The organism is Aliirhizobium sp. YIM B11859 (assembly GCF_057163345.1).
In genome coordinates this window covers 121,086-133,197 of record NZ_JBXHAY010000009.1, presented here as the reverse complement: position 1 = coordinate 133,197, position 12,112 = coordinate 121,086, and the positions used below count along the sequence as shown (strand labels likewise).

Annotated in this window: 10 protein-coding genes; 6 read left to right on the top strand and 4 right to left on the bottom strand. The window is 57.6% G+C overall.

All coding sequences use genetic code 11. From position 1 onward, the window contains the following. Genes mnmG through AC2GXZ_RS27115 form a run of 4 tightly spaced genes read left to right on the top strand, consistent with a single transcriptional unit; the run spans window position 1 to window position 4,210 of the window. On the top strand, window positions 1-1,878 hold the full coding sequence (gene mnmG, locus AC2GXZ_RS27130; RefSeq protein ID WP_483762350.1) for a tRNA uridine-5-carboxymethylaminomethyl(34) synthesis enzyme MnmG: 1,878 nt from the start codon (window positions 1-3) through the stop codon (window positions 1,876-1,878). Then, complete coding sequence (gene rsmG, locus AC2GXZ_RS27125; protein ID WP_483762418.1) at window positions 1,878-2,495, top strand: 16S rRNA (guanine(527)-N(7))-methyltransferase RsmG; 618 nt, start codon at window positions 1,878-1,880, stop codon at window positions 2,493-2,495. The genes mnmG and rsmG overlap by 1 nt, the downstream gene beginning before the upstream one ends. Before the next feature lie 13 nt (window positions 2,496-2,508). Then, complete coding sequence (locus tag AC2GXZ_RS27120) at window positions 2,509-3,303, top strand: ParA family protein (RefSeq protein WP_483762349.1); 795 nt, start codon at window positions 2,509-2,511, stop codon at window positions 3,301-3,303. Window positions 3,304-3,331: 28 nt separating this feature from the next. Further along, window positions 3,332-4,210, top strand: coding sequence for a ParB/RepB/Spo0J family partition protein (locus AC2GXZ_RS27115; RefSeq protein ID WP_483762348.1), 879 nt, complete (start codon window positions 3,332-3,334; stop codon window positions 4,208-4,210). Here AC2GXZ_RS27115 and holA read toward each other — a convergent pair whose 3' ends face one another. The 3 genes from holA to leuS are packed head-to-tail and all read right to left on the bottom strand — an operon-like array spanning window position 4,211 to window position 8,416. Further along, window positions 4,211-5,245, bottom strand: coding sequence for a DNA polymerase III subunit delta (holA, locus tag AC2GXZ_RS27110; RefSeq protein ID WP_483762347.1), 1,035 nt, complete (start codon window positions 5,243-5,245; stop codon window positions 4,211-4,213). It lies immediately after the preceding gene. Next, on the bottom strand, window positions 5,233-5,790 hold the full coding sequence (locus AC2GXZ_RS27105; protein ID WP_483762346.1) for a hypothetical protein: 558 nt from the start codon (window positions 5,788-5,790) through the stop codon (window positions 5,233-5,235). The genes holA and AC2GXZ_RS27105 overlap by 13 nt, the downstream gene beginning before the upstream one ends. Next, window positions 5,783-8,416, bottom strand: coding sequence for a leucine--tRNA ligase (gene leuS, locus AC2GXZ_RS27100; protein ID WP_483762345.1), 2,634 nt, complete (start codon window positions 8,414-8,416; stop codon window positions 5,783-5,785). Before leuS ends, AC2GXZ_RS27105 begins: the two co-directional genes overlap by 8 nt. A 181-nt stretch (window positions 8,417-8,597) precedes the next feature. Between leuS and AC2GXZ_RS27095 the strand changes: the two genes are divergently transcribed. Continuing rightward, a complete protein-coding gene (locus AC2GXZ_RS27095; protein WP_483762344.1) occupies window positions 8,598-9,257 on the top strand; it encodes a YggS family pyridoxal phosphate-dependent enzyme in 660 nt (219 codons plus the stop codon). 89 nt (window positions 9,258-9,346) lie between these two features. Continuing rightward, window positions 9,347-11,281 (top strand): propionyl-CoA synthetase, encoded by a 1,935-nt coding sequence (locus AC2GXZ_RS27090; RefSeq protein ID WP_483762343.1) that lies wholly within the window; start codon window positions 9,347-9,349, stop codon window positions 11,279-11,281. Between the two features lie 51 nt (window positions 11,282-11,332). Here AC2GXZ_RS27090 and AC2GXZ_RS27085 read toward each other — a convergent pair whose 3' ends face one another. Next, window positions 11,333-12,043, bottom strand: coding sequence for a DUF1013 domain-containing protein (locus AC2GXZ_RS27085; RefSeq protein ID WP_483762342.1), 711 nt, complete (start codon window positions 12,041-12,043; stop codon window positions 11,333-11,335). Between the last annotated feature and the right edge of the window lie 69 nt (window positions 12,044-12,112).

Sequence of the window (12,112 nt, the reverse complement as noted above, 5' to 3'; positions counted from 1 at the left end):
ATGGCTGGAATGAGTTTCGATGTCGTCGTAGTTGGCGGGGGTCACGCCGGATGTGAAGCTGCGAGCGCGGCCGCCAGAGCCGGTGCGACAGTTGCCCTGATTACCCATAGACGCGATACGATCGGCGTAATGTCCTGCAACCCCGCTATTGGCGGCTTGGGAAAAGGTCATCTTGTGCGAGAGATCGATGCGCTTGATGGCTTGATGGGCCGTGTTGCCGACGCTGCGGGTATCCAGTTCCGGTTGCTGAACCGCAAAAAAGGACCCGCCGTTCGCGGACCTCGCACACAGGCTGACCGTCGGCTTTATCGTGAAGCGATGCAAGCTGAGATCTTTGAGCATGCCGGGTTGACAGTTATCGAAGGCGACGCTTTCGATATCAGCGTGGACGGCAGTTCCGAGCTTACCGGAATAATCCTCGCTGATGGCCGTCACATCGTCTGCAGATCGGTTGTTTTGGCTACCGGCACGTTTCTCCGAGGCCTGATCCATATCGGTGACCAGAAGATACCGGCTGGCAGAACAGGTGAAGCTCCTTCACTGGGCTTGTCAGCCACGCTCAAACGGTTTGGCCTGTCTCTGGGCCGTCTCAAGACCGGGACCCCGGCGCGACTGAACGGGAAGACGATCGATTGGTCGTCGATCGATCGGCAGGAAGCAGATGAGGTCCCTTCGCCTTTCTCCTTCATGACCGACAGGATCACAAATCCGCAGATTGCCTGCGGGGTGACCCGCACGACTGCCAGAACACATCAGATCATTGCGGATAACATTCACCGCTCTGCGATGTATTCCGGTCAGATAGAGGGCGTTGGTCCGCGTTATTGCCCGTCGATCGAGGATAAGATCGTCCGGTTCGGCGAGCGCGACGGGCATCAGATTTTCCTTGAGCCAGAAGGACTGGACGATGCGACGGTCTACCCGAACGGTATCTCGACTTCGCTGCCGGCGGAAGTGCAGGAAGAGTTCATCAGAACCATACCCGGCCTGGAACAGGTCGAAATTCTTCATCCCGGTTATGCCATCGAATATGACCATGTTGATCCCCGAGAGTTGAGGCCGTGGCTTGAGACAAGGGCTATCAAGGGGCTGTTCCTGGTGGGGCAGATCAATGGAACGACTGGTTATGAGGAAGCCGGTGCGCAAGGTCTGGTCGGTGGGTTGAATGCTGCAAGAAGAGCGCAGGGACTTGATCCCCACATTTTCAGCCGGACAGATTCCTATATCGGGGTGATGATCGATGATCTGGTCACTCGAGGTGTAACTGAGCCGTACCGGATGTTTACCTCGCGCGCCGAATTCCGGCTGTCGCTGCGTGCGGACAATGCCGATATGCGTTTGACTGGATTGGGTGAATCTCTCGGTCTGGTCGGCACAGCGCGATCCGCCAAATTTCACGCTTTCAGGAACGAAATGGAAATCGGGCGCGCCCTATTGCAGTCTCTTACATTGACGCCGAACGAGGCAGAGGGTCGCGGATTGAAGCTGAACAAGGATGGCCAAAGGCGTTCCGCCTATGAACTTCTTTCCTACCCCAAAGCTTCCTTAAACGGTCTTTATCATGTCTGGCCGGAACTGGCCTCGCTATCGCCTTTGATCACCGAAGCGCTGGAAATCGAAGCAGGATATGCCGTCTATATGGATCGGCAATCCAATGATATTCGTTCGGCCCAACGTGACGAGGCCTTGGAAATCCCCGAAGGCTTTGATTTTCAATCGATATCCGGGCTTTCCAACGAACTGAAGCAGAAGCTTGTCCGTCTTCAGCCGCGTAGTATCGCCCAAGCTGCGAAGATTGAAGGCATGACTCCGGCAGCGGTTACCTTGCTGCTTGTTCTGGTTAGAAAATCCAGCCGTATTCTGAGTGAGGCGTCATAATCCATATGAGCATCCACAACGTTTCACGTGAAACGCGCGAGCGCCTCGATATCTTTGCGGAGCTGTTTCTCAAATGGGCTAAAGCCATTAATCTGGTCGCTCCCTCCACCAAACAGGATGTGTGGAATCGGCATATATGGGATAGCGCACAGCTATTTAACCTGGCTGCCAAACCAGGTCGCTGGGTCGATTTGGGCTCTGGTGGTGGTTTTCCTGGTATCATTACCGCGATTATGCTCGCCGAGTTCGAGACAGGCTGGGTGCATCTGATCGAAAGCAATCAGAAAAAAGCGTCATTTCTGCGTGTTGCCCTTGCGTCAACCGGTGCGCGTGGATCCGTACATCCGGTGAGGATTGAGGAAGCGCCAGAGATAGTTGCCGACTGTGATTACGTCTCGGCGAGGGCTCTGGCCGACCTCGACAAGCTTCTGAATTACGCGTCACCGTGGATGATCGATCGCCCGTCAACGGCTTTTTTTCATAAAGGCCGGGATTACGAGACGGAATTGCGGAAAGCGCATGGCGGTTGGGATTTTGATTTGGTAAAACACCAGAGTTCAATTCAGACGGATTCGGTAATCCTCGAGATCGGAAACCTCCGACGGAGGTCACTGTAGGATCGGGTGCAAGATGCTTGGCAAACGTCGGATCATTACAATCGCAAATCAAAAAGGCGGCGTTGGAAAAACGACGACTGCGATAAATCTTGCTACGGCGTTGGCGGCGATCGGCGAGCGTGTGCTGATCATCGACCTTGATCCTCAGGGCAATGCGAGCACGGGGCTCGGTATCGACCGGCGCAACCGCAAGATCTCGTCCTACGACATTCTCATCGATGCTATGTCGGTTGGAGAGGCTGCTGTTCAAACCGCCGTTCCCAACCTTTCCATCGTACCTTCAACGATGGACCTGCTGGGCTTTGAGATGGAGATTTCGCAGGCTCCCGATCGGGCCTACCGGCTCAAAAAGGCGCTTGTAACGTCCGGCGCGGAGGAATTTAGCTATATCCTCGTTGATTGCCCACCATCATTCAACCTGCTGACTATGAATGCTATGGCGGCCGCGGATTCCGTGCTCGTTCCCCTTCAATGCGAATTTTTCGCGCTTGAAGGATTGAGCCAGTTGCTCGAAACGGTTGATCAGGTTCGGCGCACAGTCAATCCTCATCTGGATATCCAGGGAATTGTGCTGACCATGTTCGATGCGCGCAACAATCTGGCGCAACAGGTCGTCAACGATGTCAGAACCTATCTGGGGGAAAAGGTCTATCAGACTCTCATTCCCCGAAATGTTCGCGTGTCGGAGGCGCCGTCGTATGGTAAGCCGGCTATTCTTTATGATCTGAAATGCGCAGGCAGCCAAGCTTATCTTCAGCTGGCCTCGGAAGTAATACAGCGGGAACGAATGCGGAAGATCGCTGCGTAGGGCGCAGGCCAAGCGAGGGTAGAAGCGTATGAGTGATGATATTTCAAAGCGGCGCCTTGGGCGGGGTCTTGCAGCACTGATCGGCGAGATGGATCAGCCGATGCCAAGCGAGACTACGTCGGCCAGCGTCAGTGCCGATCGGTTGGTACCGATCGAAAACATTACGCGCAACCCACGCAACCCGCGTCGTCACTTCGATGAGAGCGAGTTGCAGGATCTTGCCAGCTCTATCCGCCAGCATGGCATCGTCCAACCCGTCGTCACGCGGCTTCTGGCTGAAGGTCAATTCGAGATCATCGCCGGCGAGCGGCGCTGGCGTGCCGCTCAGCTGGCGGGGTTGGTGGAAGTTCCGGTCATCGTTCGCAATGTCGACGACAGGACTGCGCTTGAAATCGCCATCGTCGAGAATGTCCAGCGGTCGGATCTCAACCCACTTGAAGAAGCGCTGGGCTACGAGCAGCTTATTGCTGAACATGGATATACCCAGAACGATCTTGGCGACATTATCGGCAAAAGCCGCAGCCATGTGGCGAACAGTCTGCGTTTGTTGAAGTTGCCCTCCCCGGTTCGTGACATGCTGTCGTCCGGTACCTTGTCCGCCGGGCATGCGCGGGCACTTATTCCGACTTCGGATCCAACGGCGCTCGCGAAGGCCGTGATCGCCAAGGGAATGTCCGTTCGCGACGCCGAGCGTCTGGCGCAAAGCGATATCCGCGCGCAAACGGAGCCACAGGCTGCCGCCAAGCCGGAAAAGGATTCTGACACGCTGGCCCTGGAGCGCACACTGACGGATTCGCTTGGACTTGAGGTCAAGATCAGCCACAAGGGCGGCCCCGGCCAGATCAAAATTTCCTACAAGAGCCTCGAGCAGCTTGAGGAGATCTGCAGACTTCTTGAAAGGCGGTAATCAGCGCCGGGCGGCTTGAACGGCTGCAGCAAGCAGGGCGTGGAAGACGATGCTTGGTTCCAGGCTTTGCCTTTGGCGTGACATGAGAACGGTCGATTGTATCCGTTCTGCCTCCCGCGTGACGGCCTCTGGCCGCCAGGCATTGAGTGCTCTTTCGAATATCGGCTTTCTTTTGAAGTGAATATGTCGCCCGAGCGTGAGCATGACCTGGCTTGATGATGTCCGCTTTTCCTCCATCTCGATTTTCATCGAGTCGAGAAGCTGAAACTGTTTCAGACATGATTGCAGGATGAGGAAAAGCGGCGTCTTGGATGTCAGGATTTTCTGAAACGCCTTATGGAAGGCCGGCAGATCGCCGATCAGGATCGCGTCCACGGCATCATCCGCAGAGACGCTGCTTGCATCACCAATGATATCGCTGACGTGGCTCTCCTCTATCCTGCCCACGCCGCGGCAGTAGAGAGCAAGCTTGCGGATCTCATTGCGGGACGCCACACGGTCGCCGCCCAGCTGATCGAGAAGCTGTTTCCTCGCGTCGCTGGCGATGGTGAGCTGCTCCAGTGCCAGTTCGGCGTCTATCAGGGCGTTGAGAGCCCGTATGTCATCCGCATAGCAGGGAATGACCGCGACGGACCTGGAGGGCTCGACGATCTTGCGAAGGCCGCTGCCTTTTTTCAGATCGCCGGCTTCTATGAGAAGCGTGTTGGCGGGAGCGCCCTGCTCCAGGATGGCCTGAACCGCATCCAGTACCGGTTTTTCGTTGTTGACACCACGTAACCAGACGAGCTTGTCGCCGCCGAAAAGGCCGAGCGCGTTCACCTCGTCGAGAAGACGTCCGGGTGATCCCTGGAGGTCTGCGACATCAAGTTTCAGAAGCGCGAAGGGATCGTCCAACGGCACGCCGCTACGCTTGGCGAGGAGACCGGCACGCTCGGACACCAGGCCGCGGTCAGGCCCGTATATGACGTAGAACCGGTAGAGTTCCGCCCCCTTGTCCAGAAAGCGCTCGAACTCATGGGACTTTATTTCTGCCATACGGTTTGCTGTTGTGGCGGTTCCTTGGCCAGCACGATGGCGATGTCGGCGCGAATGAACTCGGCCAGTTCACGCGAGGCGCGGTTCTCGGCATCTCTGATGGCGCGAAGTTTAGCGTAACTCTGGCGCGATACGTCGATCAACGAGACGCTGGAATGTTCGCCACGCTTGAGAACCCTGCTGTCGCTCATGCGGGTAATCGTATAGGAGCCTGTCACCTGCACGCGGCCGGCTACCGGGACGCTTGCTTCAACCAGCCCGTCATCGTCGAGGACGTTCGACGCGGTGCTGGATACATGCAAGGTCACGTCATAGGCCGGCTTCAACGGCTCGCCAGCGCCGCCTGCAGCGAGGAACACAAGCTCGTTGCGCACCACCTGCTCAATCCGGTTTGTGGGGTCGGCAAAGCCTACCGACGCCAGTTTTGGCAGAACGCCACCGGCCTCGGAATAAAGTGGGCGAACCTGGCATCCGGCGAGACCGGCGCAAAGCGCCAGTCCGAGCAGGAGAGCGGTGCGGCGCGGCAGAGATGAGCGGTCAGGCAACAATGTTCACGATCCTCTGTGGGACGACGATGACTTTCTTCGGCGCGCGGCCATCAAGAGCCGCCTTGACTGCATCCAGTGCCAAAACCGCAGCTTCGACGGCAGTTTGATCCGCGTCGCGCGAGATTGTCAATTCGGCGCGTTTTTTGCCGTTTATCTGGACCGGCAGCGTCACATCATTTTCGACGACCAGGGCCGGATCGAATTTCGGCCATTCCGTCTTGCAGATCATCTGGTCATTGCCGAGCACTGTCCAGCATTCCTCGGCCAGATGCGGCGTCATCGGTGCGACGATCTGGATGAGAATCTCTGCAGCATTGCGAACAGCGGCGCGATAGGCACTATCGCCCTTGCCTGCCGCAACATCCGTCAGTGGCGCTGCCAGGGCGTTTACCAGCTCGTAGATGCGTGCCACGGCCTTGTTGAAGGAAAGCTTGTCGAGATCGCCCTGAACGGCCTGCAATGTCTTGTGAGCAAGCTGGGAGATCGCCAATGCGTCTCCTTCCCTGGCCGGCGCCGGATCGATGTCCTTCAGATTATCTGCGGCTTCCGAAATCAGCCGCCACAGACGCTGCGTAAATCGATGTGCGCCTTCGACGCCTGCTTCGGACCAGATCACGTCGCGATCCGGCGGCGAGTCGGACAGAACGAAGAAGCGCGCAGTATCGGCACCATAGGACGCGATAATATCGTCCGGGTCGACAACGTTCTTCTTCGACTTCGACATTTTCTCGATGGAGCCGATGGTTACTTCTTCGCCGGTCCTCAGCAGGGCTGCCTGTCTCTTGCCGTCAATCTCCTCAATGCGGATATCTGCCGGCGAAACCCATTCGCCGTTCTGACCGCCGGCGCCCAAGCGATAGGTCTCGTGAACCACCATGCCCTGGGTGAACAGGCCCTTGAAAGGTTCCTTGACGTTCACATGGCCTGTCTCGCGCATGGCACGTGTGAAGAAGCGGGAGTAGAGAAGATGCAGGATCGCATGCTCGATGCCGCCGATATACTGATCCACCGGCAGCCAGCGATTGGCGACCGCCGGATCGGTCGGATTGCCTTCCCATGGTGCGGTGAAGCGGGTGAAATACCAGCTTGAATCGACGAACGTGTCCATCGTGTCCGTCTCGCGACGGGCATCGTGTCCACATTGTGGGCACGAGACATGGCGCCATGTCGGGTGACGGTCGAGCGGGTTGCCCGGCTGGTCGAATGTGACATCGTCGGGCAGTTTGACCGGCAGGTCCTTTTTCGGCACCGGAACGACGCCACAGACTTCGCAATGAATGACCGGGATCGGGCAGCCCCAATAACGCTGACGGGAAATGCCCCAGTCGCGCAGACGGAAATTCACCTTGAGCTCGCCTTGCGGCGCGCCAGCCAGGGTCTCGGAAGACAGCTTGTCGGCGACCAGCTGAAAGGCTTCGTCGGTGGTCTTACCGTCAAGGAAGCGTGAATTGATCATGACACCGTCGTCGACGAAAGCCGTGTCTCCGATTGCGAAACTTGCCGCATCGCCATCCTTCGGCATGACGACAGGAACGACCGGCAAGTCATACTTCCGGGCAAAGTCGAGGTCGCGCTGGTCGCCGGCCGGGCAGCCGAAGATAGCGCCCGTGCCATATTCCATCAACACGAAGTTTGCCACATAGACCGGCAATTCCCATTTGGAATCAAATGGATGCTTGACGCGGACGCCGGTGTCGATGCCCTTCTTCTCGGCCGTCTCCAATGCGGCGAGCGAGGTTCCCTGGCGGCGGCACTCTTCAGCGAAGGATTCGATAGCCGGATTCTTGGCCGCGGCCGCCTTGGCCAGCGGATGATCGGCGGCGATCGCAAGGAAGGAGGCGCCGAACAGCGTGTCGGGGCGCGTCGTGTAGACCGTGACTTCCGTCTCACCCGCAGGTGCCGTTGACGAGACGATCTCCCAGCGCAATGCCATGCCTTCAGAGCGACCGATCCAGTTCTTCTGCATCAGCCGGACCTTTTCCGGCCACTGATCCAGATGATCCAGCTCATCCAGCAGATCCTGGCTGAAATCGGTGATCTTGAAGAACCACTGAACCAATTCGCGCTGCTGGACCAGCGCGCCGGAACGCCAGCCGCGCCCTTCAATAACCTGTTCGTTGGCCAGAACCGTCTGGTCGACCGGGTCCCAGTTGACCTTGGACTGCTTGCGGTAAACCAAGCCCTTTTCCATCATGTCGAGGAAAAGGTGCTGCTGCTGCTGGTAATATTCCACGTCGCAGGTGGCAAATTCGCGCGACCAGTCCAGCGACAGGCCCATGGCCTTCAGCTGCTTTTTCATCGAAGCGATGTTCTGGTAGGTCCAGGTCTTCGGATGCACATTGTTGTCGCGCGCCGCATTTTCCGCCGGCATGCCAAAGGCATCCCATCCCATCGGATGGAGGACATTGAATCCGCGCGCACGCTTGTAGCGCGCCACGACGTCGCCCATGGCATAATTGCGCACATGGCCCATATGGATGCGGCCGGATGGGTAGGGGAACATCTCGAGGACGTAATATTTTTCCCGTGGATCGGCGTTATCGGTTTCGAAAACCTTCGTCTCGTTCCACTTCTGCTGCCAACGAGGTTCAGCATCGCGCGGGTTATAACGTTCAGTCGCCATCAGGATGATATTCCGGGAAATCAGGATAAAAGAGTCGGGCAGACCTTCATCATGAATGGCTGCAAGCGTCAAGTTTTTGAGGCCTGCCGGCTGCCAAACTTTGATGCGGAATGCCCTTGGCAGAGCTTCATATGGGCATTAATCGCTAGTCCCACAAGAAATGCGGAAAAGGATGCCGGGCATGACTGTCGAAGAACGATTGCAGGACGTCAAGGACAAGATCGCCAAGGCCGAACACTATGCTAGGCGCCAGGCGGCCAGCGTGACGCTGGTTGCCGTTTCCAAGACTTTCGAGGCTGATGATATCAGACCTGTGATCGTTGCCGGCCAGCGCGTTTTCGGCGAAAACCGGGTTCAGGAAAGCCAGACCAAATGGCCGGAGCTGAAAGCGGAGACATCCGGTATCGAATTACATCTCATCGGTCCACTGCAGTCCAACAAGGCGGCCGATGCTGTGGCGCTTTTCGACGTAATCGAGACGGTGGATCGCGAGAAGATTGCGCGAGCGCTGGCTGCCGAGATGGAAAGACAGGGCAGGTCTCCTAAACTGTATGTGCAAGTCAATACCGGTCTTGAGCCGCAGAAGGCCGGCATCGCGCCAAAGGAAACGGCGGCATTCGTGGATCTCTGCCGAAAGCAACTTGGCCTCGTCATTGACGGATTGATGTGCATTCCTCCCTCGGGAGAAAATCCGGGTCCGCATTTTGCGTTGCTTGCCAAACTCGCCCGAGAGTGCGGTGTCGAAAAACTCTCGATGGGCATGTCCGGCGATTTCGAGACAGCCGTCGAGTTCGGGGCGACCAGTGTCCGGGTGGGCTCGGCGATCTTCGGAACGCGCTGAGCGACTTACCCCTTCGTCGGGGTTTCCGCGTCTTCCTGCACGACCTAGATTGCTTTGATAAGGCTAGGCTCATGTAACGGGAGGTGCATATGCAAAGCCGCTATTTCGACATCTACGAGGCCTGGGAAAAGCGCCCGGAAGAATTCTGGCGAGAGGCAGCCCGCGCGATCGACTGGTTCAAGTCGCCGGACAGGGTTTTCGATCCGGACCAGGGTGTTTATGGCCGGTGGTTTGTCGGTGGCGAGACAAATACCTGTTTTAACTGCCTCGATCGCCATATTGCTGCCGGACGCGGTGACCAGCGCGCATTTATCTTCGACAGTGCGATGACTGGCGAACGTAGAAGCTTTCGCTATTTTGAAGTTCTTGCCGAGGTGAAGGCGATTGCGGCCGTGCTGCAGGACCTGGGGATCGGCAAGGGTGACCGGGTAATCGTCTATATGCCGATGGTGCCGGAAGCGGTGTTTTCCATGCTGGCCTGCGCACGGTTGGGAGCTGTCCACTCCGTCGTTTTCGGTGGCTTTGCGGCACAGGAACTTGCAGCCCGGCTGAACGATTCGCAAGCGAAACTGATTATCTCGGCCAGCTGTGGACTGGAGCCGGGGCGGGTGGTGGCCTACAAGCCGCTGCTCGACAAGGCGATCGAACTTACAGATGCCAAGCCCGATCATTGCCTCATCCTGCAACGTCCGCAGCTTGTCGTGCCGCTTTGCCCAGAGCGCGGGGAATTAGACTTCGAGGAGCTGGTCGGTAAAGCACGCGGGCGTGACGTTCCGTGCGTGCCGGTCAGATCCACCGACCCGCTCTACATCCTCTATACATCCGGAACGACGGGACAGCCGAAGGGCGTCGTGCGTGACAATGGCGGGCATATGGTGGCCCTGCAATGGACGATGCCGAACATTTTCGGCATGGCGCCCGGCGAAGTGTTCTGGACTGCTTCCGATATCGGCTGGGTCGTGGGGCATTCCTATATCGTCTATGCGCCATTGCTGAACGGCAATACGAGCGTCATTTTTGAAGGAAAGCCGGTCGGGACGCCCGATGCCGGAACCTTCTGGCGGGTGGTCGCCGACCATGACGTCAAGGTTTTGTTCACTGCGCCGACGGCATTTCGCGCCATTCGGCGTGATGATCCCGATGGCGAGCTAGTGGACAATCATGACCTGCTCGGCCTGAGGGCGCTGTTTCTCGCGGGGGAACGGGCTGATCCTGAAACGCTGAAATGGGCGGAGCAGAAACTGAAGGTGCCGGTGATCGATCACTGGTGGCAGACGGAAACCGGATGGCCGATCGCAGCCAATACGGTCGGGTTGGGATTGATGCCGTTCAAGCATGGTTCCCCAACGCGGCCGATGCCCGGTTATGCAGCCGATGTGTTTGACGATGACGGCAACCCGGTGCCGTGCGGCACGCTTGGCAATATCGTCCTCAAGCTCCCTTTGCCTCCAGGGTGCCTGCCAACCTTCTGGAACGCCGATGCCCGTTTTCGCGAAGCCTGCCTCGACACGTTTCCAGGCTATTACAAAACGGCCGATGCGGGTCTGATCGATGAAGATGGTTATGTATTCGTGATGGCGCGCACCGATGACATCATCAACTGCGCGGGACATCGATTGTCGACCGGCTCAATGGAGGAAGTCTGCGCCAGACATCCGGATGTTGCCGAATGTGCAGTGATCGGAGTGAAAGATCGGGTGAAGGGGCAGATACCCTGCGGCTTTCTCGTTTTGAAAAACCATGTTTCACGGGAAACCTCCGATATCGCCCGTGAGGTGGCTGATATGGTTCGGGCGCAGATTGGCCCTGTTGCTGCGTTCAGGACCGTCATGGTGGTGCCGAAATTGCCGAAGACGCGCTCGGGTAAGATTCTCCGCGGTACGATGCAGAAGATTGCCGATGACTTGCCCTGGACAATGCCTGCCACAATCGAAGATCCGGCGACTTTGGATGTGATCAGGGAGACATTGTGGAAACACGGCTTTGCTCATGATGAAAGGAGCACGGCCACGCCCGCCACGTAGGAAAAAATAAAGCCCCGAAACGGGGCTTTATCAAATCCGGCTTGAAGCGGCTTAGAAGTTGTCTTCTTCGTCTTCTTCGGTACGGGTCGACTTGAGCGAAGAGAGCTTGGCGAAGACTGCGTCCGCGTCAATTTCCTTTTCTTCCTCGCGCTCGCTGCGATAATCGCCAAAGCCCAAGTTTTCGGTTTCGGAAGCTGGCTGAAGCGATGCGCCGAGTTCGGCTGCGGTCGGAAGCGGCCGGCCCTTGGATGCCTTTTCCACTTCGAGATCGAGGTCGATCTGCGAGCAGAGGCCAAGCGTGACCGGATCCATCGGCGTCAGGTTGGCGGCATTCCAGTGGGTGCGCTCGCGAATCTGCTCGATCGTCGACTTGGTGGTGCCGACGAGGCGCGAAATCTGTGCGTCCTTCAGTTCCGGGTGGTTGCGAACCAGCCAGAGGATGGCATTCGGACGGTCCTGACGCTTGGAGACCGGCGTGTAACGGGGACCGCGGCGCTTCGATTCAGGGACGCGAACCTTGGGCTCGGACAGTTTCAGCTTGTAGTTGATGTCTTTTTCGCCGCGTTCGATTTCGTCGCGGGACAACTGGCCGGTTGCGATCGGATCGAGGCCCTTGATGCCCTGTGCAGCTTCGCCATCGGCAACCGCCTTCACTTCCAGCGGATGCAGTTTGCAGAACTGGGCAATCTGGTCGAACGAAAGCGCGGTATTGTCGACGAGCCAGACTGCGGTCGCCTTCGGCATGAGCAATTGTTGAGCCATGGATATAGTTCCTCTGTCCGTCCGCGCCGGTGTCGCGGGCGTGGGTATCAACCACAATTTCCGGGAATT